Below are 25,081 nucleotides of genomic sequence, written 5' to 3' on the forward strand. Positions count from 1 at the left end.
AGATGGGCAGCGCACCTAGCTGTGTATGTGAGGTGTGCAATTCCATGGCAGTAGCGCTTCGTAGTCTTCGACTGAGCACGCCTGCGGCAGGCGTTCCAGTGCGTGGCGCAGCCACGCATAGGGTTCTTGGCCGTTGGCTTTGGCCGTTTCTACCAAGCTGTAAAGTTGTGCGCTGGCAGTGGCACCTTTGGGCGTGTCACTGAACAACCAGTTCTTTCTCCCGATGACAAACGGGCGGATCGCACGCTCGGCCGCGTTGTTGTCCATCGGCAAGTAGCCGTGCTCGACGTAGCGTTCCAATTTGCTCCAGTTGCTGGCCAAGTAACCGATGGCCTTGCCCAAGGCATTCTGCGTCGTGACCTGAGGTTGCGTTTTCTCTACCCAGTTTTTCAGCTGAGTCAGCAATGGCAGGCTGCGCTCCATGCGGGCAACCTTACGATCTTCGTCGTCACTGTCCTTCAAGTCGCGCTCGACGCCATAGAGCTTATTGATCAAGTTCAATGCGATGTCAGCGCGTCCTGTTTTGCCCTTGGGCTGTACTTTCTGCGCTTCGACGAACTTGCGGCGCGCGTGCGCCCAGCAGCCCAATCGCTCCAGCCCGTCCTGTGCGGCCAGCGCGTTGTAACCGGCGTAGTCGTCGGTCATGACATAGCCGCGATAGCCGTCCAGCAGGCGCACCGGCACCTCCTGCGCTCGGCTGGTGGTGTAGTCGAAAAGGATCACCGGGCGATCAGGTGGGCCGCCGGTTTGCACCCACATCCAGGATTGGCTGCTGGGCTCACGACCAGGCTCTTTCAACACCTGCACACGTGTTTCATCACAGTGGATGATCCGACTGTTCAACAGGCTTTCGCGCATCAGATTCAGCAGCGGCTGAAAGTGCTCGCTGCATTGAATCACCCAGCGTGCCAGGGTTTGGCGCGGGATATCGATACCGTGACGCCCCAGCACTTTTTCGAAGCGGTGAAGCGGCAAGCCGTCTACGTATTTAATGGTCAGCAGCATGGCCAGCACACTCGGGCTGGCCATGCTTTTCTCGATCATCTGGGCGGGCTTGTCCGCCGTTACGGGCGCTGACTCGCAGTCCCGGCAGCCGTACACCTTGCGAACATGTTTGATGACGCGAATCTGCATCGGGACGATTTCAAGCTGTTCGCTGACTTCTTCACCGATGGCATGTTTACGGCAGCCACAAGCGCAGGTCAGTTCATGCTCGGGCAGTTCGTGGACAACTTCGATACGCGGCAAATCAGCTGGCAGCGGCTTGCGCTTGCCACGGCGTTTGGTTGGCGCAACGACTTCTTCGTCGTCAGCCTCATCCAAGGGCTCGGCCAGGCTTTCCGCTTCGTCGAAGAGTGGCAACTGTGGTGTCGCCGTATCGCCAGTCTGCTCGGTCTTGCGCCCGAACAAGCGCTGGCGCAACAGCGCAACTTCCTCTTCGAGATGAACGATCTTGCCCTTGTCGGACGCGCGCTCGTGGATCATCTGCTCAAGCAGTTGCTTGAGCAGAACAGGATCGTCAGGGAGGTTTTCGGGCATGGAAATCATGCCGCGGATTATACCGAATCAGGCGACGTATCGAGGCGTCAAAACCTGATGCGGACGGTTGCGCCAGAGGTCGAAGCCATCGAGCAGCCAGTTCAGTTCCTGAACGGTCAGGACAATGGCGACGTCAGTCGGATCAGGTGAAGTTTTGAAACGTTCGGACTCCAGGCGTTTGAGCCAGAGGCAGAAGCCGTTGCGTTCCCAATACAGGATCTTCACGCGGTTGCGCGGCTTGTTGAGGAAGACGAAAAGCACTGGGTCGAACACCGCCACTTTGATATCGAGTTCGACCAGTGCGGCCAGTCCATCGATGGATTTTCGAAAGTCGACGGGCTTGGGGTAGAGGTACACTTTTTCGACTTTGGCGTCGGGTCGCATCATGGTCGGCGAGCTCCAGAAAGAAATCGGGAGCACAGCATCGAGGATCAGGTAAGCGCTTTGAATGTGGGGTTCATGGAGCGCTTACAATTCACTGCGGTGGTCGGCCAGCCCTTCGCCCAGGTCGTGGAGCAGTAGATCGGTATAGGGGAAGATACGTTGCTCGGACAGTTCAGGTGCCGGGTGTTCACCGGTAACGTATGACGGACGGTGGCACGCAGCGCAACCTACGGAATGGAATATTCCCTTGCCTGCGAGTATCTGGGGCTCATCCACGCCGCGCCTGGCGGGTACGCCCAGGGTACGCGTGTAGAACAGCACTTGCGCGCGAATCTTGTCGGTGACTTCCGGAGTACCGCCCTGTAACGCTTTGCGACAGGCTATCTGATGTTCGGTGCAGTCGTCTGATGGTAGCAGGTGGGTTGTCAGGCCCATGTCGCCTGCGAAAGCGTGTGCGTTCTGTTGGTCCAGGTTGGGTTGGCCCGCTTTCCAGCCAAATCGACCGATCGTGGTGCGCTGATGCAAGTCGTCCCAGACCTGGTTCAACTGCCCCCGCACAGGGCCACCCGTTTGCGCCTGCCGCACGGCATTATGTTCAATGTCGATCTCGCGGATAGCTTCCAGCAAGCCTAGGCCGATCATTGGCGACGCTACTCGCAGCGACATCTGTGTCTGCGGGTGCAGTGGACCGTAACCAAGTTCGCGAATATCGATCAGCGGCTTGCGCAAGGTGATCCGTTCACCGTCCGCCAGGGTGATTGAATGTGGCTGATAACGCAGGTGGATGCGGCCTTCCGGGGCATGGCCATCGATTGCCCTGTCCTGCAGTTGCAGCCCGTAGGTGGGCTCGGGGATGGCGCCGAGGCGCTCGATTTGTTCGATCTGCCCGGTTGCCGGAATCGACAGGCGCACCAGCGACGACCGTGCGGGTTGGTTGCTGCCTTCGACGGGAGGAAAGCCTCGGCCATCCTTGATATGGCAGCTTTGGCAGGCGTCGGTGTTGAATAGCGGGCCCAGTCCGACACGGGCATTCTGATGTGCACCCTCTCGGGCAACGTGCCAGTTGTCCCGGAAGAATGCATTGCCAACGAAAAAATCCATGCGCCTTAGCGGCGTCAGGTTTGCTGAGGGCATGGAAAAGGCATCTTTGTCGAATCGTTGCACAGTGGTGCTGCCGCCTTGCATTTGCTCGCCCGGTTCTGGCTTGGCATCAGGGTCACCACAACCGGCGAGCAAGCCGAATAGCGTGAGAGCGAGGAGGGGAGATATGGGGGCTCGTAGCCAGTGCGGTGTGGCGGTATTCAACAGATGCAAGCAGATTGCTTTCACAGCTTTCCTCTCGGATGCCCAGCGGCTTTGCGGGTCTCAGAGAGTCTATTGGCAGTACGTAGCAAACCGCAGGCGCGACGGCGTGACGCAGGTCGTCGGTGGGCGTATTATTTCAGCGAGCGTATTCGGTGCCGGGCAGATGCATGCGACGGGGTGTCGCAGCGGCTGGAGCATGTGATCGCCGGCTGTTATGGCACTTTCTTCATGCTTTTGGATTCCTCTCACGAAAAAACATCCGCCGATACTCAGAAGGCGATGTGCCCAGATGAACGCTGAATTGTTGTCTCAAAGAGAGGGCCGTTCCAAAACCTGCTTCGCTCGCGATGCATTCGATCGGTAAGTCAGTCGTTTCCAGCAACTGCTGTGCCATTACCACTCGCTCAGCATTCAACCAGGCGGACACGGTACTCCCGGTTGCTTGCTTGAAACGGCGGGTAAACGTCCGCCTGCTCATCCTGGCGGCCTCTGCGAGTGAATCAAGCGACAAATTGCTGGAAAGATTGCCTCTCGCCCAGGTCAGTACATCCGACAAATGGGTCGCGCACGCCAACTTCGGCACAGGCCGCTCCACAAACTGTGCCTGTCCACCCTGTCTGTGAGGGGGGGTCACCAGTAATTTAGCTGTGCGGTTCGCAGCATCAGCACCGTGCCGCTGACGTATCAGATGCAGGCAACAGTCTATGGCCGCTATGGTGCCTGCAGAGGTCATGATGTTGTCAGCACTCACATACAGCACTTCGGGCCTGAAGCGAGCCTTTGGAAAGCGTTGTGCAAAGGCGTCACGGGCGATCCAATGAGTCGTCGCCTCTTTATCATCAAGCAGGCCGGCATCGCCGAGCACGAACGCACCTAAACACAAACCTACAATAAGTTTGCCTTCGGTGTTGGCGAGTTGGAGCGCTTTCACAAGCTGTGGGGATGCAGCAATGGCAGGATCGCTCCACGCTGGGATAACGATTACGTCAGAGGCGTGCATGAGTTCAAGCCCATGGGTTATTGCGATACCAAGCTCTTGGTCACTGGTCACCATCCCGGGTACTTCGGCACAGTAGCCGACCTCATAATGAGGCTCGTCGGGGGAAGTTTCGACTGTGCCTAGCACCATCCCTGGCACAGACAGGTGAAACAGGCTTACGCCATTGAACGCCAGGACAGCAACGCGTAGGGAGGGCATGGGCAAGCCTTTGTTTGTGGGATGTTGGCCCGATTATATCGAATTATGTCATTTAGGCCACTGTTGCCTCTTCGAGTATCCGGCAACAATAGGTTCACCCCAGAACCCAGAGGATTGTCTTATGAGATTGAAATCGCTCACCTTGGCCCTTTGTCTTGCTTGTGGTGTGATCAATACCCCTGCATTTGCTCAGGCAGCCGCTACCCCAGACTCTGGCGCATCTCATTCGGTAGAAATGCAGCAGATTCGTAACGCGACGGTAAAAATCACCTACGCGGGCACTACGTTCCTGATCGATCCCATGTTGGCCAAAAAGGGATCTTACCCAGGGTTTGAGCAGACCTATCGCAGCAACCTTCGCAATCCGCTGGTTGATCTGCCTGAGCCTGCTGACAAGGTTGTTTCTGGCGTTGATGCGGTCATCGTCACTCATACTCACCTTGATCACTGGGACGATGCTGCTCAAAAAACCTTGCCTAAAGATATCCCGTTGTTCACACAGCACGAAGAAGATGCGCAACTCATTCGTTCGCAAGGTTTCAAGAATGTGCGTGTGCTTGAGGGTGAAGTTGAATTTGGCGGGGTCAAAATCAGCAAGACAGGTGGCCAGCACGGCACCGACGAAATGTATGCTACGCCAGCGCTCGCAAAGGCGTTGGGCCAAGCGATGGGTGTAGTTTTCCAGGCGCCCGGCTATAAAACCCTTTACGTTGCCGGTGACACTATTTGGCGTAAAGAGGTAGATCACGCCATCGAGAAATATAACCCTGACATTATTGTGCTCAACGCCGGCAAGGCACTAATGACTGGGTATGAGGGGGCGATAATCATGGGCGAGGAAGATGTACTGCATGCGACTCGAGCTGCGAAAAATTCCCGTATTATTGCAGTGCATATGGACGCCGTGAATCATATGTCTTTAACCCGAGAAGCATTGCGTGCCTATGTCAGGAAGGAAGGGATCGCTTCCCGCGTAGAGATCCCAGCAGACGGGGAGTCGCTGAGCTTTTAATAGAATTTAGTGGTGGTGTTGGTTTTTGCAATGGCAGTTATGGTCCACTGTGCTGGTACAAGGATCTTTGCTTTTACTTCAAATCTACTTTGGAAATAATAAATGAAGACGGGTATTGTTGTAGTTGATCTTCAGAATGAATACTTGCCAGCTGGCAAGCTGCCTTTGTCCGGCATCGAAGCCGCTGTAGCGAGTGCCAGACGGGTAATTGATCACGCCCGAAGTACAGGTCTTCCTGTGTTTCATATTCGGCATGAGTCTGACGATAATGCTGCTGGGTTTTTTATTAAAGGCTCCCATGGCGTGGAGACGCAGCCTGCGGTTTCGCCGACTGGTGAAGAAGCGGTAATCGTTAAAAATCATATAAACGCGTTCAGGGAAACTGAACTAAAAAAACAACTGGATGCGAGGGGCATCCAGCGTCTTGTGATTGTAGGTGCAATGAGCCACATGTGCATTGATGCAGTTGTGCGTGCTGCGGTTGATATGGGTTACCCTGTAACCGTGTTGCATGATGCATGCGCTACGCTCGACGTTTCGTTCGGAGGGGTGAATGTACCTGCGGCTCACGTGCACGCTGCAATAATGGCGGCGTTTGAATTTGGCTATGCTGCTGTAAAGTCAGTTGATGATTATCTTCCGACCAAGTAGAAAGTTGTGAGCGGGCACCTGTGGTTTTGATTAAGGTAACGTGCCTTGTTACAAACGACGACTTTGCTGACGTCGCTTTTGGCCTTGATTTCAAAATAAATTGCGCCATTAGGGAAACTCTGAAAAGACTTTCATCTCTGGTGAAATACCCGTCTCACACGAATCGAACGGTTGAGCCCCGATGAAACAGATGTCCTTCGCCGATGCCGAGTACGCAGGCAAACGTAAGCAGACCCGCCGCGAGCGTTTCCTGATCGAAATGGATTAAGTGGTGCCCTGGAAGGGCTTGATTGCCTTGATCGAGCCGCATATCCCTAGGGTGAGGGTGGCCGTCCGACCTATCCGTTGATGGCGATGTTGCGCGTTCATCTGATGCAAAACTGGTTCGGCTACAGCGATCCGGCGATGGAAGAGGCGCTCTATGAAACATCGATTCTGCGCCAGTTTTCGGGCTTGCTCCTGGATCGGATTCCCGATGAAACCACGATCCTCAACTTTCGTCGCTTGCTGGAAAAACATGAACTGGCGAACGGAATTCTCGGTGTGATCAACGGTTATCTGGGCGACCGTGGACTGATGTTGCGCCAGGGCACGGTGGTCGATGAGACGATCATTCACGCGCCGAGTTCTACAAAGAACAAGGACGGTAAACGCGACCCTGAGATGCATCAGACGAAGAAAGAAAACCAATATTTCTTCGGGATGAAAGCGCACATCGGCGTCGACGCCGAATCGGGCTTGGTGCATAGCTTGGTGGGCACGGCGGCGAATGTGGCCGACGTGACGCAGGTCGATCAATTACTGCACGGCGAGGAGACTTATGTGTGTGGCGATGCCGGTTACACCGGCGTGGACAAACGTCCCGAGCATCAGGACCGCAAGATGATCTGGTCGATTGCGGCTCGCCCAAGCAGCTGTAAAAAACACGGAAAAAAGAGTTTGATTGGGCACATGCGCCGCAAGATCGAATATGCGAAAGCGCAGGTGCGAGCCAAGGTTGAGCACCCGTTTCGCGTGATCAAGCAGCAGTTTGATTATACGAAAGTGCGCTTTCGTGGTCTGGCAAAAACATCGCGCAGCAGACAACGTTGTTCGCGTTGTCAAACTTGTGGATGGTGCGAAAACGGTTGATGGGTATGGGCGAGGTGCGCCTGTAATGCGGGCCAATAGCCCTGAAACAGCGCGACCAGAGGAAAGCCCTGTGAATTAAGGACAAAGAGGTCTGATTTTCGACCGATTTATGATTTTTTGAGCCTCAAGTAGTAAGCCCATCAAAAAATCGGTGGGTATTTCAGACCTTCCTTAGGGATTCTCCGATCAAGTCCCCAAATGTGCTGAAATACGCCTGACCACCTGATCCGAGCCACCCATGAGCCAGATGAACTTTTCCGACTTCGAATATGCCGGCGAGCGCAAGCAGACACGCCGCGAACGCTTCCTCGCCGAGATGGATCAGGTCGTGCCTTGGACTGGGCTGCTGGGGCTGATCGAGCCCGGCGTTTTATCCCAAGGCCGGCGGCGGTAGAAAACCCTGCCCGCTGGAAACCATGCTGCGCATCCATCTGTTGTAGAACTGGTTCTCCCTGAGCGATCCGGCCATGGAAGAAGCGCTCTACGAAATCACGCCTATGCGCCAGTTCGCACGCCTGACGCTGAGCGCGCGGATCCCCGAAGACACCACGATCATGAACTTCCGGCACTTGCTGGAGAAGCATCAACTCGCACCTGCGATCCTTGCGGTCATCAACGGTTACTTGCAGGAGAAAGGCCTGTCGTTGCGCCAGGGCACCATCGTTGATGCCACCATTATTCATGCCCCAAGTTCGACCAAGAACGAAGAAGGCAAGCGCGATCCCGAGATGCATCAGACCAAGAAAGGCAATCAGTATTTTTCGGGATGAAGGCTCATATCGGCGTCGATGCTGAGTCCGGCCTGGTTCATCACGTCCATGGCACCGCAGCCAATGTGGCCGATGTCATACAGGTCGCCGAGCTGTTGCATGGCGAGGAAGACGCGGTGTATGCAGACGCCGGATACAGCGGTGTCGAGAAACGCGAAGAGCATGAAAGCCGTGAGGTAATCTGGCAAGTCGCCGCGCGCCGCAGCACGTATACCAAGCTGAACAAACGCAGCCTGCTTTACAAAGCCAAGCGCAAAATTGAGTATTGCAAAGCACAGGCACGGGCCAAGGTTGAGCATCCGTTTCGGGTGATCAAACGGCAATTTGGTTACGTGAAAGTGCGCTTTCGAGGGCTGCTGCTATCAATGATACCGGCGAACTCTTTAACTCCAGAGGCACCGTGATCATGGTGATGTTCATGGTCTTCAGTGGCAGCCACCACTGAAGCTGTCATGGCCACGGCAGCTGTCCCTACAACAGCCTTCAGAACGTCACGTCGTTGCATTGCTCATTCCCTTGAGTGGATTCGGTCTGACCGCAGACGAGGCTCCAACCGAGAGCCTCGACCGATCCAACCATAGCTCGCTTCAGTGAAAACCGAAAGCGCCCACCACTCAAAAATCGAAGGTCAGTCCGGCATAGACTGCACGGCCATCACCGGGTGAGTGCAGTGAGGCATCCGCCCCATCTGGGTCAAACCAGACATACTCGTAGTAACGGTTGGTCAGGTTTTTCAGCTGCAGGTCCACGCTCATCGTCTCGCTGAGCTTGTAGGTCGCACCAAGGTTCATCAGCACGTAGCCGCCATAGGTGCCCTGCGTGTTCTCGCGTTCCAGGTAGTAGTTGGTTTGCCCGTTCGCCCAGGCTGTCAGTTGCAGCGCCGGGGTGGCCTGGTAACTGATACCGGTATTCCAAAGGTGGTGCGGCACGTGGTCGATTTCCTTGCCCTTGCTGCCAGGCAGCGCGCTGCTGGGCTCAAGGATCTTCGAGTACTGCCAGGAGTACGACATCCACACCTCGGTACGCTCGTCAGGATGCAGATTTATCTGCAGGTCGTACCCCCAACGACGCGTTTCGCCGACGTTGTCAGACTCGCCGCTCGGGTCGTTCAGACGACGGCTCACTTCGCCAGTCGCGTCCTGACGCCAGTAAGCCACGCGACCATCGACCCAACTGGACGGGGTGAACTTGACGCCGGTTTCCCAGCCTTCGTTGATCGATGGGGCAAGGTCCTCGTTGCGCGGCGGCACTTTGTAGGCGGCAGCGCCTGTCCCGACCTGGAAGGTGCGTCCCCAGTTGGCGTACACGCTGGCGAACGTCCACGGCGAATAGACAATGCTGAGCTTGGGCTGCTTGATCAGCCCATAGTCGTTGATGTCGTAGCCCTGCCCGGTCATCTTGTTGGTGAAATCACCGCTGATCTTGTCAACGCGATACGCCGGGACGATTTTCAACGACTCGATCGGCTCGATTTCGGCCTGCACGTAGGCCCCGACTGTATTGAAATCGAAGTCCTGATAGCGGGTCTGCGCTTGGCGCACACGACTGACGGTGCGATAGCGCTCGCTACGGTTTTCCTGCTTCTGCATATCGCTGCCGCCCTCTAGGGTAAACGCATGCAACCAGTCCACCTCTGGCCTCCAGGTCAGCGAGGTGATGGCGCCGTACTGATCCTCGTAGGTGTCGCGCTCCTGCTGTGAACTGGTGCGCCAGTACTGCGTCCAGCGACGGTCGTCATAGGTGTTGAGGTAGGTCTTGGCCGACCAGGACAGGGTCTCGGCCAGGTCGGTGTCGAAGTGCACGCTGACCTGGTTCATTCGCCGAGTACCTTTGTCCGTGGCGTTGTAGTCATTGGTCATGCGCGGATGGCGGCGGGCGTCATCCGCGGTCAGGTAACCGGCCTCCTGGGCTTCGGACTCGTAATGACGCGCGATCAGCCCGACGCGGTAGCTGCCATTGTCAGGGGTGTAGAACCACTTGCCGCCAAAGCTGTAGCGCTCGGTGTCGCCATGCTCGCGATAACCGTCGACCTGCTGCCGGCCGAAGAAGTAGTTCTGTGTCCAGTTGCTGGTCTCGATGCCCTTGGCCAGTTGCACTTCGCGGGTGTTGAAGCTGCCGTAGCGCAGACGCGCCTTGTTGTAGTTGCCACCCGTGCGGGTATTGATGTTGACGTTACCGGCGATGTTGTTTAGGCCATAACGCGGGTCGCTCGTACCGCGTACCACTTCGATGCTGTCGATGTCCAAGGGGAACACCGAATCGATGAAAGGCATGTTGCCGTCGTTGGTGTTGCTGGGGATGCCATCGATCAGCAGCTTCACCGCGTTCACTTCGCCTTCGCCATTGAAACCGCGGAACGACAACTTGCCCGAGGTGGTGCCCTGGTTGAACTCGGTCAACAGCACCCCTGGCGCACGACTGAACAGTTCCCAGCTGTAGGTCACGGGCATCTTTTCGAGGATATCGCCCCCCAGGATGTCCACCGAACTGAGCACGCTGCTGGTGGCCAGCGGGCCGCTCTGCGTGCCGGTCACGGAGACCGCTCCGAGGATCAAGGTCGCGTTTTGGCTGGGCAACGTCTCGGCCACAGCCATCGACAGAGGGGTCAGGGTTGTAACACAGGTAAGGGCAAACAGCGGGAATACCGCACGGGCGGTGCTATACAACGCAGGCATGAAAGGTTTCCTGGCTAGACAGTCGAGCAGGGCTACGCACCGCAGGTCACGGCGCAGCCGTTGGCAATCAGCGACGGGTCAGGCCAGGGGAGAGGCGCGGGGGTTCAGCTTTGGCCACTGCTCGCGTGGCAGTGGCAACCTGTGGCTGTCACCGAGCAGGAGTGCATCGGGCCAGAAGCGGGGGAACAGGTGACGATAGTAGTCGCTGGCCAGTAAGGCATGCCCGGCATGGCCACAGCAGCAGTCGCCAGCCTGGTGTTTCATTTCCGGCTGATCATCGAGTTGCGGCAGCTCGGCCTTGAGCTGGGCCAGCAGTGACTTGGGCAGGCTCTGCGCGCCGTGCAAGCTGCAGAAGCTGCCGAAAATCAGCGATTGGCTGTCGATACGGGGTGTTTGCAAGGCACGGTCGAGCGGCATCGCCAGCAGGTTGAACAGCACGGCGAAGCAGGCGAACAGACAAAGATGTGCACGTGCACGTGTAAGCATGAGTCACCCGAACGAATGTGGCGCGTATTAAGCCGCATCCGTTGCGGGCTGTACAAGTTCCGTGGTGCGCCTTTTTGTCGCAGGCGCACCACGGCGAGGGCTCAATGGCTGCGCATGCCGGCGGCCATCATGAACAGTCGGATCAGCCAAGCGAACAGACCCAGCGCTGCAACGCTGCCTGCCCAGATCAGCATCAGCCAGGCAAGGCGGCGCCACATCGGTTGCTTCACACTGGGTGTCATCACGTTGGGCTCCTAGTGATAGCCGTCTTCATGGGTCACCTTGCCGCGGAACACGTAATAGCTCCAGAACGTGTAGCCGAGGATGATAGGCAGGATGAACAGTGTGCCCACCAGCATGAAGCCTTGGCTCTGCGGCGGCGCTGCGGCCTCCCAGATGCTGATCGACGGCGGAATGATGTTTGGCCACAGGCTGATGCCAAGGCCGCTATAGCCCAGGAAGATCAGTGCCAGGGTCAGCAAGAACGGCGTGTAGTGCGCGTTGCGTGCCACGGCACGTAGCAGCCCGTAGAACGTCACCAGTACCAGGATCGGCACCGGCATGAACCAGAACAGGTTGGGCATGCTGAACCAGCGGGCGGCGATTTGCGGGTAGGCCAGCGGTGTCCACAGGCTGACCACGGCGATCACCACCAGCAGCACCAGCGCCAGGGGCCTGGCAACATCGTGCATGCGTTGCTGCAGCGGCCCTTCGGTCTTCATCACCAGCCAGGTGCAACCGAGCAGGGTGTAGGCGACCACCAGGCCAAGCCCGCAGAACAGGCTGAACGGTGTGAGCCAGTCGAGCGCACCTCCAGCGTATTTGCGCTCGACCACTTTGATGCCTTCGATGAAGGCGCCTAGGGCAACACCTTGGGAGAAGGTCGCGACCAGCGAGCCCCAGATGAAGGCTTTGTCCCAGAGGTGGCGCTTGGCGGGTTTGGCCTTGAAGCGGAATTCAAACGCCACGCCCCGGAAGATCAGGCCGATCAGCATCAGGATCAGCGGCAGGTAGAGTGCCTCCAGCACCACCGCGTAGGCCAGCGGAAAGGCGCCGAACAGGGCTGCACCGCCGAGGATCAGCCAGGTTTCGTTGCCGTCCCATACCGGGGCGACGGTATTCATCATCACATCCCGGTCACGCTCGTCCTTGACGAAGGGGAAGAGCATGCCGATCCCCAGGTCGAAGCCATCCATCACCACATACATCATCACGCCGAAGATGATGATCACCGCCCAGATCAGTGGAAGGTCGATGCCCATGTCAGTTCACCTCTGCCTGATAATCGTCGGCGGCGGACAGCGGCCGCGCCGGGGTATGTTGCTGGCCTGGGCCGCCTGGGGTGTGGTGGTCGCCCTCGCCAGGTTTCGGCCCTTTGCGCACTAGGCGCATCATGTAGCCAAGGCCGGTGCCGAACAGGGCGAAGTACACCACCACGAACGTCACCAAGGTGATGCTGAGCTGCGTGGCGTCATGGTTCGACACGCCATCGGCGGTGCGCTGCAAGCCATACACCACCCACGGCTGGCGGCCGATTTCGGTGGTGAACCAGCCGGCGAGGATCGCCACGAGCCCGGACGGGCCCATCCACAACGTCAGGTACAGGAACGGGCGCGAGGTGTAGAGCGTGCCGCGCTTGCGCAGCCACAGGCTCCACAGACCGACGAAGATCATCAGCAAGCCGAGGCCGACCATGACCCGGAACGACCAGAAGACAATGGTCGAGTTGGGCCGGTCCTCAGGCGGGAACTCCTTCATCGCCGGCACCTGCTTGTCCAGGCTATGGGTCAGGATCAGGCTGCCGAGCGCCGGGATCTCGACTTTGAAGCGAGTGGTTTCGGCCTTCATGTCGGGGATGCCGAACAGGATCAAAGGTGTCGGCTCACCCGGTTTGTTCTCCCAGTGGCCTTCGATCGCCGCGATTTTCACCGGCTGGTGCTTTAGGGTGTTAAGTCCATGGAAATCGCCAATGATCGCCTGCACCGGCGCCACGATCAGGGCCATCCACATGGCCATCGACAGCATCTTGCGGATGGCCGGGTTGTCACGCCCACGCAGCAGGTGCCAGGCCGCCGAGGCGCCGACGAAGAACGCTGTGGCAACGAACGCGGCCGTGGCCATGTGCATCAGGCGGTAGGGAAATGATGGGTTGAAGATGACGGCCAGCCAGTCCACCGGAATCACCCGGCCATCGACAATTTCATAGCCCTGGGGCGTTTGCATCCAGCTGTTGGAGGCGAGAATCCAGAAGGTCGAGACCAGCGTGCCGAGCGCGACCATCACCGTGGAGAAGAAGTGCAGGCCACGGCCGACGCGATTCCAGCCAAACAGCATAACCCCTAGGAAGCCTGCCTCCAGGAAGAACGCGGTGAGCACTTCATAGGTCAGCAACGGGCCGGTAATAGCACCGGCGAAATCGGAGAAGCGGCTCCAGTTGGTGCCGAACTGGTACGCCATGACCAAGCCGGACACCACGCCCATGCCGAAGTTGACGGCGAAGATCTTCGACCAGAAGTGGTAGAGGTCACGGTAGACCTGCTGGTTCGAACGCAGCCACAGCCCTTCGAGCACTGCCAGGTAACTGGCAAGGCCGATGGTGATGGCGGGGAACAGGATGTGGAAGGAAACGGTGAAGGCGAACTGGATTCGAGCCAGGTCTAGCGCATCGAGCACGTTCATGATGATGAAAAGCCTCACGGGGGGCAGTGCGCAAGAGCGCCAGTTTCTGGATGCAGGGGCCGGGTCCTGATCGGTTCTGCGCGGGGGTGTAAGGAAGGTTCAGTTTGGACATCGCCATGGCGGCGCCACTGTATTGACTGAGCCCCATTAGGCCAACTGCGACAATCTGTCCCGGCGATTGGCCTATGGATCTTTTACGGTGCTATTGGCTTGTGGTGTGGCGCTCTGTCGCACTGGGTGCAAGTCAAAGGTCGAGCTTCAAGCTGGCAGTGTTAGATGCTAAAGTCGCTGCCCATGAACCGTCCGCCTTCAAACCGACCCCTCATTGCCTTGGCACTGTACTTCTGTGTCCTGTTCAATGTGCTTGGCTGTGGCCTTGCCCACGGGCAGGCAGTGGGGCTGGCGCTGAATGGGTTCGGTGGTGCCTTCTGCAGCCTCGGTGGCGATATCGCCTCAATGAAGGCCAAGCAGGACAGCGCCCTGACGGGCGACTTGAGCATTCCGTTCAGTTGCCCAATGGGCTCGGCGGCTTTTCTGACCTTGGTATTCCTGATCGGTGTCGCTTGGCTGCTGGCCATTGCTAATAACCGTCCGATCATGCGCGAGGTCCGCAGCCAAGCGCCTCCCCGCTATTGCTGGCCTTCGTCCAACCCCCGCGCTTCCCCTCTCTGACACTGCCTGCGCCCTGGCGCTGGGGCGGGCCTCTGCCCGCTTTCCGGTTGGCGGGTCCGTGGCGTATGCCTGCGGCATATCCCTCACGGACCTGGCGGCTGACATCACCGTCGTTTGAGAGAAACCATCATGCCTGATTGGATCTCCACGCCCTCGCAATCTGCCGAGGCGTGAATATGAACCGCTGCGGCCTGCGCCCGCGTACCTGGGATAACCTCTGGGTCGCGGCACTGCTGGCTATGTTGCTCAAAGTGCTGGCGTTGCCTATGGCCAGCACCTTGGGCGACTTGAGCCTGGCCCAACTGCTGGCGGGCAGCTACTGCTCGTCGGGTGGTGTGCAGCCAGCGCTTGCAGACAAGGATGGGAACCTCAGCCCGAAGGCATCCGATCCTGGACACTGCTGCTGCGCGCAGGGAGGCCCGGCGCCGTTGCCTGCCGCATTGGTCTTGCCCACGGCACCTGTCCAGGCATTGCCGACCGCGCTGGTGCGGGTCGCTCTGGCATGCTCGCCTCGGCACTGCTGGCCGTCGATAAACCCACGTGCCTCCCCGATGCTGATCGCCTGACCTGACAAGGAACCCATGCCGTGCCCCCTGAACGGGGACACCGGCATGTCAAAGGCTATCTGTATCCAGGAGTACACGATGACTCGTGTCATGACATCTTCCGCTCTGCTGGTGCCCGCTGTTCGCGCTTCGCGTAATGGCGATTTTCTCCTGCCGTTTCCCGACTATCCCTGCAATGCCCGCAGCTTCGTCACCCTTGATGCGCGCCTGTTACCTTATTGGCACACCTTGTTCGATGTCTGCCCGAGCCTGCTCAGGCTTGATCCACCAGAAGGCTTGGAGTTGTTCCGGCGCTTCATGACCTGGGCCTATCGGCACCATCCGACGCTGGATTGGACGTATTACATCAGTGTCTGCCGTTGGTTGCTGAGCTCGCCATACAAGTCCCGAGTGAGTGAGGAACATATCGAAGCGCTTATGGTGGCCGCCGCAGCGCTGTGGGTAACCACCGACGTGTCGCAGGCTCGTGGACTAGTCTTGGCGTGGCAGCCGATGGGCGAGCGAATAGTGGAGTGGAAGTCTGGCGCACGGCCGCTGATGTCGACGTGGGACGAGGTTGAGGACCTGCCACGACCACCTTGGGAGTTCTCTTGGAGTCCGCTTAGCGCCAAGGGAGGGAGTCGGTTTCGGCGCTGGCTACCAGTGCCCGGCTAAGCGTTGATTACGCTCGGGGCAGCCTTGAGCAGCCCCGCTCTACCTGTGAACTCTAATTCAACCGAGATAGCGACTATGGATGTACTCCAAGCCATGCGTGTGTTCAGTTGCGTTGTCCAGGCAGGAAGCCTGACCAGTGCGGCTGAGCGCCTGGATACCAGCATTGCCAGCGTTTCCCGAATACTCTCCAGCCTTGAGGCGCACCTGACAACCCGGCTGCTGAATCGCACCACACGCCGAATTGCCTTGACGGAGGCAGGCATGCGATATCACAAACGTTGCCTGCTGATCCTCGAATTGGTGGAAACTGCAGAGACCGAAGTGCTGCAGCAGCGGCTGGAGATGCCCATGTTGGGTCAGGCTCGCCAGCCCCTGGTGCATTTTGGCCATAAAGTGCACTGTTAGTGCGGCATGTCCTCTTCGCCGCTGGCCAGAGGACGTACCTTCGCATCGACCTTGACCGAGGTCTGCTTGCCACCACCGTCAACCACCGTCAGGGTCAGCGATACTGTCGCGCCGGCTTCGATCGGCGCTTTCGGGTTGATCAGCATGATGTGGTAGCCGTGAGTATCGAGCGACACCGACTTGCCTGCTGGGAGGTCGATACTTGCAACGCGAGCCATGCTCATCACATCGCCCTTCATATGCATCTCATGTATTTCTACGGTACCTGCCACTGGCGAACTCGCTGCCGTAAGTTTTGAGTCCTCGCTTGCAGTAAGACGCATGAAGGCACCAGTGGCAGCTTGACCCGGTACCGACGCCCTGACCCAGGCGTCTTCAACCGTGACGTTGACATCGGCCAGCGCGGCAGTGCCAAAACCAGCCAGCAGTAGGCCGATTATCAGATGTTTGCCCTTGCCGAGACCGAAACTCGGGATCGATTTCATCGAATACTCCTTAGCGGTTATCTATGACGGAATCCCGTCATTAATGTTGCCAAGGAGAAAAGTATAGTTGCTGTTAATCCTATGTGATGTCGGTCATTTCAAAGACCTGTCATGCGACATTCTGCCGCATTCAATGCTGTGCCAACGGACCGATACGAAAATCATTGGGGTTTTATCCAGGGTGCGGCGGCGCGTCGCAGTTGGGGGCGTCGCCGTCAACGCCTAGCATCTCCAAGTGCCTGATATGCCGTTTTCCCATCCACGGTGCAGTACAGGTACACGACAGCGGCCCGTCCATTGGCGGGCCGCTTTTTTTTACGCTGGGGAGTCCAGCCATGGACTACGAACTGCTGAAATTTTTCTGGTGGCTATTGATCGGTGGTCTGCTGATTGGCTTTGCTTTGCTTGAAGGTCTGGATCTGGGGGCGCGTGTCCTGACGCCATTCATGGCAGCGCAGAGTGCTGCTATTTCGCAACAGACTCGACCGTTCAACTGGCCTCAGCACATTACTTTGTTCTGGCTGCTAGCCCTGTGTTCCGCGATTGTGGTGATTTGGCCATCGCTGGGCTTACTACCTTGCGTAGGGGGTGGCCTCATGGGTGTGCTCTTATTGTTGCGCCAATCCAACGGGTCGTCTTTGCGACCGTTCGGGGCTTGGAGTGCTCTGGTAATCGGTTTAATACCCGCCGCGCTGATCGGCGTCGTGTTGGGCAACCTTTTCCTCGGATTGCCATTCAGTCGCTGCGCGCTGGCAGCCAGTCAGTTTCACGGTACGTTCTCTGGTCTGTTCAGGCCTTTCGCACTGCTCCTCGGAGTCATCAGCCTAAGCATGTTCTGCCAGCTAGGCGCCACCTGGGTGATGCTGCGCGGTAGTAACGCCTTGCGCAAAGTGTCTCGCCGAATTGCATGGCGTGCGGGTGTCGTGTTCCTGGTCTGTTTCACTGCAGCTGCGCTGTGGCTAGCGGCGGATATACGCGGCTACAGGCTTGCAGCATCAGTCCACTCCCATACGCTGTGCAGCCCTGGCCAGAGCGTTGTACTGCCGGGCAATGCAGGCTGGCAGGGCAACTTCAGCGCCTGGCCCTTGGCTTGCCTGGCACCCTTGCTGGCCCTCAGCGGCACGGTCCTGAGCCTTTACAGTATTGTGCGAGGTCGAGCAGGTATGGCCGTGGTCGGCAGTGGGCTGACCATCGTCATGATGTTGTGCAGCATCGGCGTGGCATTGTTTCCCTTCATCATTCCGTCCAGTGTGCAGCTCTCGGCCAGTTTGACCGTTTGGAATGCCGCAAGCGGCGAAAAGACGTTGGGGCTAATGTTGATTTTGGCCAGCGTACTGATGCCGATGCTACTGGCCTATACGGTAGGCGCCGGCCTCAGGGACCGGAACCGTCCGATACAGTCATCGCCCAAATGCAAAATTTCACAGCGAATTCAGGAACGCCAGCAACGCCTCGCGTCGCCCGCGATCCATGGCGATCACCGCATCGCGTGACTTACGTGCTTCGCCGTCATGCCACAGGATCGCCTCCAGCACACCACGGGCCCGGCCATCGTGCATCAATTGTGTATGGCCACTGACTGTGGCGGTCAGCCCTAAACCCCATAGCGGCGGCGTTCGCCACTGCCGGCCATTAGCAAGGAACTCACCACGGTGATCCGCCAGCCCTTCACCCATGTCATGCAGCAACAGGTCGGTGTAGGGGAAGATCTGTTGCCCGGAAAGCTCCGGGAGTGCGTGTTCCCCGGTCACGTAGGATGGACGATGGCAGGCCGCGCACCCTGCGGTATGGAACACGCTCTTGCCCTTGAGCACTTGGGGTGACTCGGCATCTCTGCGCGCAGGTACGCCTAGGGTCCGGGTGTAGAACAGCACTTGGTCGCGAATCTTGTCACTGACTTCCGGGGATCCCCCTTGGGGCGCCTCGCGGCATGCGGATTGACGCTCGGTACAGTCGTCGGTGGGCAGCAGGCTGCTGGTCAGCCCCATGTCTCCAGCAAAGGCGTGGGCATTCTGCTGGTCCAACGTAGGCTGGCCGGCTTTCCAGCCAAAGCGACCAATGCGTGTTTGCTGGTGCAAGTCGTCCCAGACTTTGTTGAGTTGGCCACGCACCGGGCCTCTGGCCTCAGACTGAAGCGCAGCGTTCTGCTCTAGGTCGCTGTCGTTGATAGCCTCCAGCAATCCAAGCCCGATCATTGGCGGTGCTACGCGCAATGACATTTGCGTCTGAGGATGCATCGGACCATAACCCAGTTGGACGATGGTGAAAGAAGGCTTGCGCAGTGTGACCGTTTGGCCGTCGGCAAGCTTGATGGCGTAGGGTTCATAGTGCAATTGGACTCGGCCTTCCGGCGCGTGTCCGTCTATGGCTTCATCTTGTAGTTGCGCCCCGTAGGTGGGCTCGGGGACAACGCCAAGGCGCTCAATCAATGCGGCTTGCTCGGCGCTCGGTGGGATCGATAGGCGTACCAGCGAGGACAGCGCAGGTGTGCTGCTGGCCTCCCCAGGCGGGAAACCACGGCCATCCTTTATATGGCAACTCTGGCAGGCATCGGTGTTGAACAAAGGCCCCAGGCCTACTCGGCCGCCTTTTCGTTGATCATCGCGAGCCGTATGCCAGCTACCGCGAAAGAAGGCGTTGCCGACGAAGAAGTCCATCCGCCTGGTGGGCGAGAGGTTCGCGGCAGGCATCGAGAAGGCATCCTTGTCTGCACGTTGTACCGTGGTGGCGCCACCGGGCAAGTGTTCGCCAGGCTCAGGCCTGTCATGTGGATCGCCGCAGCCAGCCAGCAGGCTGGCCAGTGCTGCCGCGAAAAGGGGAAAGGTGCGCATGGGGTAGCTCGTAAATCTTCAGGTGTAAGGGGCGGGGCCAGCAGACAGAGCCCGCCGGCCCTGGGAGATGAGGATCAGTGGTTGCCGTGAGCGGCGTCCTTGTCGACCTTGACCACGCCCTGGAACAGCGCGAACTGCTTGACCCGCTCGATTGGCTGTTCACTCTCGGCCTGGCGTACTGCCTGGCTCAGCTGGGCCGAGTCCTGTTCATTGAGCCCGGCGCTGCGCAGGGTCGCCGGGTCGAGCAGTGAGTCGCCTGCGCACAACACCACGCGCCAGCCGTGAGGCCCTTTGCGCAACAGGGCACGTCCGCCGCGCTGGTCCTGTAACCAACCGGCTACCGCATAGTCGTCCTGCACGGTAACCGGGCCCACGTCCAGCGGCGAATCTGGGCGTTCGAAGTTGTGTCGCATCAGTTGCTGGATGCTCTGCTGCTCGCTGGCGGTATCGGCCGTAGCCAGCAGCGGACTGCAGGCCAGCAGAAGGGCAAGGATCGGTGCTTTCATATGCTTGTTCCTTGTAAGGCTGCCGACGGCTGTCGGCAGCGTCCGGTGGCGGGCCTCAGAAGCCCATCTTCACACCCAATTGCGCCGAAGTGCCGGGCATCGGGTAGTTGGTGCGGTAGGCGTAATCACGGTCAAACAGGTTCTCCACGGCGACGAACACTTCGCCGACCTTGCCCAGCGCCGGCACGGCATAGCCCACGCGCATGTTGACCACGGTGAAGCTATCGACTTTGGAGAAGTTGCTGGCGCCGGCGGTGCGTTCCTCGGCCAGCACGTACATGTCCTTCTGGTACTGCGCATCAGCCGACAGGCGCCAAGGCCCGGTCTCGTAGGTGGTGCCCAGCGACAGCGATTTCTGCGGCGCGTAGGGCAGGGTCTTGAGCGATGGATCGAGCCAGGTGAAACCGACGAAGCTGCTCCAGTTGCTGGTCCAGCGTTGCTGCCAGGTGGCTTCGGCGCCCTTGATGTTGTAGTCACCCAGGTTGATATACGACGGGCGTGACACCGATGGCGGGAAGGCGAACAGGTAGCGGTCCTGCAGCTTGTCCTTGAACACCGCCAGGTCCAGGGTGGCGCTGTCGATGGGGTTGAAGCGCACGCCCAGTTCTTGGTGGTCGACTTTCTCGGGCTTCAGGTCCTTCCAGGTTTCACCCAGCGCCGGGATCAGGCTCGACATCACCGAGGCTTCCAGGCCGGGGTAGTTGATGCCGCGCGAGGCGTTGGCGCGGAATTCGACATTATTCGATGACAGCAGCAGGCCTGCGTGCGGGGCGGTGGCGTTGTCGAACACGTTGTGCTCATACGTGCGTACGCCCGCCGACGGGGTCAGGGTCCAGGTATCGTTTAGGGCAAAGGCATGGCTGACTGCGACGTGCGGCGACGTCACGCGTAGAGTGGGCGCGTCGAACTTCGCTTGTGGCGCCGGGGCGATGCGTTTGAAGTGGACCTCGCCCTTGCTCTCGTCGATGTCCAGGCCCAAGGCCACTTCGCCGCCTTGCCACGGGCGCAATTGCTCTTCCCAGCGAATGCCCTGCAGGGTGAAATCACTGATGGTGTCGCCGTCCAGGCCGGTTTGGTCAAGGGCTGAGCCACGACCTTCGTTGTGGTAGACCTTGAGGCTGCCATCGCCCCATTCGTGATTGTGGGCCAAGGACAGTGAAGCGAGCGTGCCGCGGGTATTGAACTCACCATTCTTGGTTTCCGGCAGGCCCTTCTGGCCGGGGTCGGAGACCTGGTTGTTGGCATGCAGCAGCAGCAACCCGCTGCTCCAGTTCTCATTCAGCCGATAACCCAAGCGCGCCATGCCATTGTTCAGCCGGCCATCACCGTCACTGCGGTCACCGTCGGAGTGGGCTGCACCTTGGGCCAGCAGGTAATCGAAATCGCCTTCCCGGCCAATCAGGCTGGCTTGTTCGGTGGCCGTGCGGAAGCTGCCGCCGGTGAGTTGCAGCTCCCCATGGTGGTTGTCGCCCTGTTCGGCGACCTTGGGCGTCAGGTCGATGGCCGCGAAGGTGTTGCCGAACTTCTGCGGCTGAGGGCCTTTGTAAACGCTGATGCTCTGCATCGCGTTGATCGGCAGCAGGTCCAGCAGTGGGTGGCCCCAGACACCCATGTAGAACGGCACGCCGTCGATGTAGGTTTTGATCTCGCTGCCCGGGCGGCTGGCGCCCATGCCACGGATGTACACGGCTCCACCCTCGGCACCGCCGAACGAGCCGACCGGGTTGAAGCGCGATACGACCACACCAGGTGTGCGACGCAGGGCCGAGGACAGGTCCAAGGCATTGAGGTCGCGGATTTGCTCCTGGCCGACCACAGTGGTCAGGCTGCCGAAGCTGTCGACGTTGTTCTGATCGATGACCGAGGTGCCGACCACCGAGGTTTCGGCCAACTCCATCGTGTTGGTCTGAGCCAGCGTGGCTCCACTGGAAAAGGCGAGTGCGGCAGCGCAGCAAAGTGTTTTGTTATTCATGCTCTGGATATTCCTGTTGCGAAATACAGCCGTGACGGGCCTGTCTTGTGCGCATGACTATTCGCCATGGTCATCAAGCTCGGTGCACGATTGGGTATGAGCCTTGGTCAGGCTTCTGTAGGTGAGGCGCGTGGGTTGGCTGCAAGCCAAAGCTGGCGCGGCCAGGCCACGGGCAAGGTGAGGGGTAACGCGTTGTCTAGGTGGGCGACGGGAGGGACTGGAAGCCGAGATGTGAACGCAAGGCCGGTGGGGCTACACAGTGGACAGTCGATCGTGCTGCCGCTTGCCAAGGTGTCGCCAAGCCAAGGGGCGACACTGTAGGGATTGAGCGTCGCTACACCCTGGCCGCAGAACGCTCCGCCCATGCCATTTGGGATCAGGCCGATTACCTGGCCATGCCCGAGGCCGCAATGAAGCACGGCGAACAGAAGGCTGGCGTAGAGCGTCCAGGCTATTGAGCGGCGGCGTTCTGTTTGTCGATGCATATCCATTGCTCGATGGCCGCTGCTGTTGGGGGCGATGGGGCACTTTAGCAATGCTTCGCGTTTACGCCAGGTGCGACAGCCTGCCGCAGCTGAGTTGCTCCTAGTGCAGCTGACCGCCAGGGGGATACCGGTTCCGGGGTTATCTGGACATATAATCGATGACAGCCTTGTAGTCTTCTGCCGTACAGTCCACGCACAAACCGCGTGCCGGCATCGCGTTGAACCCCTCAGTCACGTGCTTGATCAGCACCTCGTCGCCCTTTGCCAGTCGAGGTTTCCAGGCTTCGTGGTCGCCTTTCTTTGGCGCCATGGGCAGCAGGCCGTTGTGGCACATCTGGCAGGAGCGGTTGAATACCGTCTCCGGATCTTGAGCCGCTTGGGCCAGGTTGGCGATTGCCAGGCAAACAAGCAGCGTCAGTGTTTTTTTCATGACCAATTTCTCAAGTTTTTTCGGAAATCCAGAATCTATGAGGGCAGTGGGATCTGTCAGGTGCGACCTCCAGCCGCACAGGTGCGGGGGGAACGTGGTCCGGCAGATTGTGATGAGCGGTGCGGCAGGGTGTCGCAGGCCTGCATCGCTCGGAAGCCGTGCTAAGTTGGACCTGATCCGGTGTTTTACTCTTGGCAGGGTTTTTCATCGGGTCAAACAAAAGCCGGGATGGCGTACCGCCCCGGCTTTTGTCTATCTGCGTCTCGAAAGGCGTCTTTCGTGAAAGGGCTACCTTTATCCTTTACTCGCTGCGGCGAGCGCTGCAGCTTTTGTGCTGAAGTCAGCCACCAGATCGATCATTGCCATTTGCACGCCTGCCGGGGCCGTCTTCATCGAGCCTGCGTTGAACGGCGGCTCGGGGTCGTCCTCGCTCATCAGTTGTGCGCACTCGGCGTAGGTCTGGTCCCGCAGTTCGGCCACCATGGAGAGGCCGAAGTCCAAACCAGCGGTAACCCCTGCACCGATGATCCTGTTGCGGTCGCGAACGACGCGCGCATCAGTCGGGATTGCACCAAACCCGGCCAGCGCATCTCTACAGGACCAGTGCGAGGTAGCCTTGTAACTCTTGCGCAATCCGGCAGCCCCCAGGATCAGCGAACCCGAGCACACACTGGTGATGTATTTGGCACGGGCACCACGGTCGGCGAAGAACTCCAGGGTCGCTGGGTCTGATGCAGCGGCCAGGGTGCCGTCGGTGCCGCCGGGTGCAAACAGCACGGTCAGATCGCGCAGGCAGGTTTCAAAGGTCGTGTCTGGAATTACCGTCAATCCGGCATCACTGGTCACCGGGTCAAGTCATTTGGCGATGATGTAGATTTTCGCGCTCATGAGCGAGCCGAACATGCAGTGCGGGCCGATCAGATCCATTACCGTCATGCCGGGATACACCAGCATGCCGATCTGCTCATCGCCCATCCACTTCACCTTGTCCATCTCGGATCCCATGCTGGGAATGGCATGTGCATGGGGCATCGACCCGGATGCACTGGCGGCCAGGGTAGAATTGCTCATCAGCGGGGCCAGTAAGGCGCCAAGCAGCAGGTTGCGGCGTTGGTTGTCGATCATGTCGAGGTCCTTAAAAGCGAGCACTAAGGGTGACGTACGCCGAGCGAGGCTGCGTTCGCAGCACCAATGGCGAGCCCAAGTACTGGTAAGTTTCGAAGACTTTGCGTCCAGCCAGGTTCACACCCGACAGCGACACGCTGTAACGGTCGAAGTCGTAGGAGGCCTGAGCGTCGAGAAGCGCGTAACCAGACACTGATACGGTGTTGGGCAGGGTCAGTTCGCGGGCACTGAGCGCTGTGACGCCCACGCCGAAAGAAAGGCCTTTGGCGGCGCCATCGAGAATGCGGTAGCGAGCGGCCAGGCGACCACTGTGCTTCGGAACCCTTGGCAGGCCGTCACCCGCGGGAATGGAGTTGTCCTCGCGGACTTCGGCCTGGGTATAGGCGTAGTTGGCGAGAATCGACACGGCTGGCGTCGGCTCCCAGGTCAAATACGTTTCGAAGCCGCGGGCCCGTTGTTCTCCACTCTGCACGCTATAGCCCATCACCGCGTTGGCCGGGTCGGGGTCGAGGGTCGCAACTTTGCGTCTTGTCTGCTCGAAAAGCGCGAGGGTGCCAGACAGGCCAATATCGGTGAACGCGAGTTTCACACCAGCTTCGTAGTTGCGGGAAAGCTCGGGCTTGGGTGCCTCCAGCCCGGTGAAGTTGAACGCACCGCGAAAACCTTCCGCATAGGCAGCATACAGGGCCAGGCTGTCGGTCAAGTCATAGGTGACGCCAAACCGTGGCGTAGCACGGTGGTATCGCTTGTCGATATCGCCGACAACTCCTTCCTGTTTGAGATCGATACTTGTGAAACGCAAGGACGCCAGGAGGTGCCAGCGTCCATAGGTGGCCTGATCCTGCAGATAAAGCGCGCTGGCTCGGTAATCATTCGTCGTTGCGCTGCCCGCCGAAAGCAGCGGGGTCGTACCGTAGTCCAAGTCATAGATGGGATTGGTCAGATCCAGCTCACCGACATACTCGGCACCCGACATCGCTGACCAGAAGTGCGTGCTGTCGTAGGTTGCCCCTACCAATAGCTCATGCTTTCCACCGAGCGCGTCGACGTTGAACGCCAAGTTGGCGTCCAGGGTACTTTCACGAACACTGCCCGGCAGGTAGAGCTTGTAGATCGAGTA

The 25,081-nt window shown here is 58.9% G+C and carries 23 protein-coding genes and 3 pseudogenes; 9 read left to right on the top strand and 17 right to left on the bottom strand.

Annotation, left to right across the window (positions count from 1 at the left end):
* Positions 1 to 15 precede the first annotated feature (15 nt).
* The 4 genes from OGV19_RS05615 to OGV19_RS05630 form a co-directional block, all read right to left on the bottom strand.
* A complete protein-coding gene (locus OGV19_RS05615; RefSeq protein WP_264311494.1) occupies positions 16 to 1,548 on the bottom strand; it encodes an IS66-like element ISPpu13 family transposase in 1,533 nt (510 codons plus the stop codon).
* An 18-nt stretch (positions 1,549 to 1,566) separates the two neighbouring features.
* Positions 1,567 to 1,926 (bottom strand): IS66 family insertion sequence element accessory protein TnpB, encoded by a 360-nt coding sequence (tnpB, locus tag OGV19_RS05620; protein ID WP_010954006.1) that lies wholly within the window; start codon positions 1,924 to 1,926, stop codon positions 1,567 to 1,569.
* A gap of 81 nt (positions 1,927 to 2,007) precedes the next feature.
* Positions 2,008 to 3,252: a di-heme oxidoreductase family protein gene (locus OGV19_RS05625; RefSeq protein ID WP_264312503.1), complete on the bottom strand. Its 1,245-nt coding sequence runs from the start codon at positions 3,250 to 3,252 to the stop codon at positions 2,008 to 2,010.
* A 202-nt stretch (positions 3,253 to 3,454) separates the two neighbouring features.
* A complete protein-coding gene (locus tag OGV19_RS05630) occupies positions 3,455 to 4,426 on the bottom strand; it encodes a GlxA family transcriptional regulator (RefSeq protein WP_125859197.1) in 972 nt (323 codons plus the stop codon).
* A gap of 121 nt (positions 4,427 to 4,547) precedes the next feature.
* On the opposite strand from OGV19_RS05630, the gene OGV19_RS05635 reads away from it, so the two are divergent.
* The 4 genes and pseudogenes from OGV19_RS05635 to OGV19_RS05650 form a co-directional block, all read left to right on the top strand.
* Positions 4,548 to 5,438: an MBL fold metallo-hydrolase gene (locus OGV19_RS05635; protein WP_125859196.1), complete on the top strand. Its 891-nt coding sequence runs from the start codon at positions 4,548 to 4,550 to the stop codon at positions 5,436 to 5,438.
* A 102-nt stretch (positions 5,439 to 5,540) separates the two neighbouring features.
* Positions 5,541 to 6,089 (top strand): cysteine hydrolase family protein, encoded by a 549-nt coding sequence (locus OGV19_RS05640; protein ID WP_125859195.1) that lies wholly within the window; start codon positions 5,541 to 5,543, stop codon positions 6,087 to 6,089.
* A gap of 181 nt (positions 6,090 to 6,270) precedes the next feature.
* Positions 6,271 to 7,246 (top strand): annotated as a pseudogene (locus OGV19_RS05645) (IS5 family transposase).
* Between the two features lie 212 nt (positions 7,247 to 7,458).
* A pseudogene (locus OGV19_RS05650) lies at positions 7,459 to 8,346 on the top strand (IS5 family transposase); the annotation flags it as partial.
* 258 nt (positions 8,347 to 8,604) lie between these two features.
* Here the strand turns inward: OGV19_RS05650 and OGV19_RS05655 are convergent.
* The 5 genes from OGV19_RS05655 to OGV19_RS05675 form a co-directional block, all read right to left on the bottom strand.
* Entirely contained in the window at positions 8,605 to 10,665 is a 2,061-nt protein-coding gene (locus OGV19_RS05655) for a TonB-dependent receptor (protein ID WP_264312504.1), read from the bottom strand.
* A gap of 78 nt (positions 10,666 to 10,743) precedes the next feature.
* Positions 10,744 to 11,151, bottom strand: a complete 408-nt coding sequence (locus tag OGV19_RS05660; RefSeq protein ID WP_264312505.1) for a DUF2946 family protein — start codon at positions 11,149 to 11,151, stop codon at positions 10,744 to 10,746.
* 101 nt (positions 11,152 to 11,252) lie between these two features.
* Entirely contained in the window at positions 11,253 to 11,393 is a 141-nt protein-coding gene (locus OGV19_RS05665) for a DUF2474 domain-containing protein (protein WP_125861344.1), read from the bottom strand.
* A gap of 12 nt (positions 11,394 to 11,405) precedes the next feature.
* Positions 11,406 to 12,413 carry a cytochrome d ubiquinol oxidase subunit II gene (gene cydB / locus OGV19_RS05670; protein ID WP_264312506.1) on the bottom strand — a complete coding sequence of 336 codons (1,008 nt, stop codon included), beginning with the start codon at positions 12,411 to 12,413 and terminating at the stop codon, positions 11,406 to 11,408.
* A gap of 1 nt (position 12,414) precedes the next feature.
* Positions 12,415 to 13,830 (bottom strand): cytochrome ubiquinol oxidase subunit I, encoded by a 1,416-nt coding sequence (locus OGV19_RS05675; protein WP_264312507.1) that lies wholly within the window; start codon positions 13,828 to 13,830, stop codon positions 12,415 to 12,417.
* A 294-nt stretch (positions 13,831 to 14,124) separates the two neighbouring features.
* On the opposite strand from OGV19_RS05675, the gene OGV19_RS05680 reads away from it, so the two are divergent.
* From OGV19_RS05680 to OGV19_RS05695, 4 genes and pseudogenes are all read left to right on the top strand, one after another.
* On the top strand, positions 14,125 to 14,502 hold the full coding sequence (locus OGV19_RS05680) for a DUF2946 family protein (RefSeq protein WP_264312508.1): 378 nt from the start codon (positions 14,125 to 14,127) through the stop codon (positions 14,500 to 14,502).
* A gap of 176 nt (positions 14,503 to 14,678) precedes the next feature.
* Positions 14,679 to 15,068: a DUF2946 family protein gene (locus OGV19_RS05685; protein ID WP_125859188.1), complete on the top strand. Its 390-nt coding sequence runs from the start codon at positions 14,679 to 14,681 to the stop codon at positions 15,066 to 15,068.
* A 78-nt stretch (positions 15,069 to 15,146) separates the two neighbouring features.
* The gene (locus OGV19_RS05690) at positions 15,147 to 15,722 is read left to right on the top strand and encodes a putative natural product biosynthesis protein (RefSeq protein ID WP_264312509.1); all 576 of its coding nucleotides are present in this window, start codon (positions 15,147 to 15,149) and stop codon (positions 15,720 to 15,722) included.
* A gap of 75 nt (positions 15,723 to 15,797) precedes the next feature.
* Positions 15,798 to 16,043, top strand: a pseudogene (locus OGV19_RS05695) (LysR family transcriptional regulator); the annotation flags it as partial.
* Positions 16,044 to 16,123: 80 nt separating this feature from the next.
* Here the strand turns inward: OGV19_RS05695 and OGV19_RS05700 are convergent.
* Positions 16,124 to 16,612: a copper chaperone PCu(A)C gene (locus tag OGV19_RS05700; protein WP_264312510.1), complete on the bottom strand. Its 489-nt coding sequence runs from the start codon at positions 16,610 to 16,612 to the stop codon at positions 16,124 to 16,126.
* A gap of 335 nt (positions 16,613 to 16,947) precedes the next feature.
* Between OGV19_RS05700 and cydB (OGV19_RS05705) the strand changes: the two genes are divergently transcribed.
* Entirely contained in the window at positions 16,948 to 18,105 is a 1,158-nt protein-coding gene (gene cydB / locus OGV19_RS05705; RefSeq protein WP_264312511.1) for a cytochrome d ubiquinol oxidase subunit II, read from the top strand.
* Here the strand turns inward: cydB (OGV19_RS05705) and OGV19_RS05710 are convergent.
* The 7 genes from OGV19_RS05710 to OGV19_RS05740 form a co-directional block, all read right to left on the bottom strand.
* On the bottom strand, positions 18,034 to 19,443 hold the full coding sequence (locus OGV19_RS05710; RefSeq protein ID WP_264312512.1) for a di-heme oxidoreductase family protein: 1,410 nt from the start codon (positions 19,441 to 19,443) through the stop codon (positions 18,034 to 18,036). The genes cydB (OGV19_RS05705) and OGV19_RS05710 overlap by 72 nt on opposite strands.
* Positions 19,444 to 19,517: 74 nt before the next feature.
* Positions 19,518 to 19,949 carry a copper uptake system-associated protein gene (locus OGV19_RS05715; protein WP_264312513.1) on the bottom strand — a complete coding sequence of 144 codons (432 nt, stop codon included), beginning with the start codon at positions 19,947 to 19,949 and terminating at the stop codon, positions 19,518 to 19,520.
* Positions 19,950 to 20,004: 55 nt separating this feature from the next.
* On the bottom strand, positions 20,005 to 21,921 hold the full coding sequence (locus tag OGV19_RS05720) for a TonB-dependent receptor domain-containing protein (RefSeq protein ID WP_264312514.1): 1,917 nt from the start codon (positions 21,919 to 21,921) through the stop codon (positions 20,005 to 20,007).
* A gap of 624 nt (positions 21,922 to 22,545) precedes the next feature.
* Positions 22,546 to 22,836 (bottom strand): c-type cytochrome, encoded by a 291-nt coding sequence (locus tag OGV19_RS05725; RefSeq protein WP_125859179.1) that lies wholly within the window; start codon positions 22,834 to 22,836, stop codon positions 22,546 to 22,548.
* 294 nt (positions 22,837 to 23,130) lie between these two features.
* A complete protein-coding gene (locus OGV19_RS05730; protein ID WP_264312515.1) occupies positions 23,131 to 23,682 on the bottom strand; it encodes a DJ-1/PfpI family protein in 552 nt (183 codons plus the stop codon).
* 9 nt (positions 23,683 to 23,691) lie between these two features.
* A complete protein-coding gene (locus OGV19_RS05735; protein WP_223811848.1) occupies positions 23,692 to 23,961 on the bottom strand; it encodes a hypothetical protein in 270 nt (89 codons plus the stop codon).
* Positions 23,962 to 23,971: 10 nt separating this feature from the next.
* A complete protein-coding gene (locus OGV19_RS05740) occupies positions 23,972 to 25,021 on the bottom strand; it encodes a TonB-dependent siderophore receptor (protein WP_264312516.1) in 1,050 nt (349 codons plus the stop codon).
* Positions 25,022 to 25,081 lie beyond the last annotated feature (60 nt).

Source organism: Pseudomonas putida, from assembly GCF_025905425.1.
GTDB classification, from domain to species: domain Bacteria; phylum Pseudomonadota; class Gammaproteobacteria; order Pseudomonadales; family Pseudomonadaceae; genus Aquipseudomonas; species Aquipseudomonas putida_AF.

What these genes read in the sequence shown, in the direction of transcription:
- OGV19_RS05615 (WP_264311494.1), bottom strand. Translation starts at nt 1,548, where the DNA reads ATGATTTCCATGCCCGAAAACCTCCCTGACGATCCTGTTCTGCTCAAG.
- tnpB (WP_010954006.1), bottom strand. Translation starts at nt 1,926, where the DNA reads ATGATGCGACCCGACGCCAAAGTCGAAAAAGTGTACCTCTACCCCAAG.
- OGV19_RS05630 (WP_125859197.1), bottom strand. Translation starts at nt 4,426, where the DNA reads ATGCCCTCCCTACGCGTTGCTGTCCTGGCGTTCAATGGCGTAAGCCTG.
- OGV19_RS05635 (WP_125859196.1), top strand. Translation starts at nt 4,548, where the DNA reads ATGAGATTGAAATCGCTCACCTTGGCCCTTTGTCTTGCTTGTGGTGTG.
- OGV19_RS05640 (WP_125859195.1), top strand. Translation starts at nt 5,541, where the DNA reads ATGAAGACGGGTATTGTTGTAGTTGATCTTCAGAATGAATACTTGCCA.
- OGV19_RS05655 (WP_264312504.1), bottom strand. Translation starts at nt 10,665, where the DNA reads ATGCCTGCGTTGTATAGCACCGCCCGTGCGGTATTCCCGCTGTTTGCC.
- OGV19_RS05660 (WP_264312505.1), bottom strand. Translation starts at nt 11,151, where the DNA reads ATGCTTACACGTGCACGTGCACATCTTTGTCTGTTCGCCTGCTTCGCC.
- OGV19_RS05665 (WP_125861344.1), bottom strand. Translation starts at nt 11,393, where the DNA reads ATGACACCCAGTGTGAAGCAACCGATGTGGCGCCGCCTTGCCTGGCTG.
- cydB (WP_264312506.1), bottom strand. Translation starts at nt 12,413, where the DNA reads ATGGGCATCGACCTTCCACTGATCTGGGCGGTGATCATCATCTTCGGC.
- OGV19_RS05675 (WP_264312507.1), bottom strand. Translation starts at nt 13,830, where the DNA reads ATGAACGTGCTCGATGCGCTAGACCTGGCTCGAATCCAGTTCGCCTTC.
- OGV19_RS05680 (WP_264312508.1), top strand. Translation starts at nt 14,125, where the DNA reads ATGAACCGTCCGCCTTCAAACCGACCCCTCATTGCCTTGGCACTGTAC.
- OGV19_RS05685 (WP_125859188.1), top strand. Translation starts at nt 14,679, where the DNA reads ATGAACCGCTGCGGCCTGCGCCCGCGTACCTGGGATAACCTCTGGGTC.
- OGV19_RS05690 (WP_264312509.1), top strand. Translation starts at nt 15,147, where the DNA reads ATGACTCGTGTCATGACATCTTCCGCTCTGCTGGTGCCCGCTGTTCGC.
- OGV19_RS05700 (WP_264312510.1), bottom strand. Translation starts at nt 16,612, where the DNA reads ATGAAATCGATCCCGAGTTTCGGTCTCGGCAAGGGCAAACATCTGATA.
- cydB (WP_264312511.1), top strand. Translation starts at nt 16,948, where the DNA reads ATGGACTACGAACTGCTGAAATTTTTCTGGTGGCTATTGATCGGTGGT.
- OGV19_RS05710 (WP_264312512.1), bottom strand. Translation starts at nt 19,443, where the DNA reads ATGCGCACCTTTCCCCTTTTCGCGGCAGCACTGGCCAGCCTGCTGGCT.
- OGV19_RS05715 (WP_264312513.1), bottom strand. Translation starts at nt 19,949, where the DNA reads ATGAAAGCACCGATCCTTGCCCTTCTGCTGGCCTGCAGTCCGCTGCTG.
- OGV19_RS05720 (WP_264312514.1), bottom strand. Translation starts at nt 21,921, where the DNA reads ATGAATAACAAAACACTTTGCTGCGCTGCCGCACTCGCCTTTTCCAGT.
- OGV19_RS05725 (WP_125859179.1), bottom strand. Translation starts at nt 22,836, where the DNA reads ATGAAAAAAACACTGACGCTGCTTGTTTGCCTGGCAATCGCCAACCTG.
- OGV19_RS05735 (WP_223811848.1), bottom strand. Translation starts at nt 23,961, where the DNA reads ATGATCGACAACCAACGCCGCAACCTGCTGCTTGGCGCCTTACTGGCC.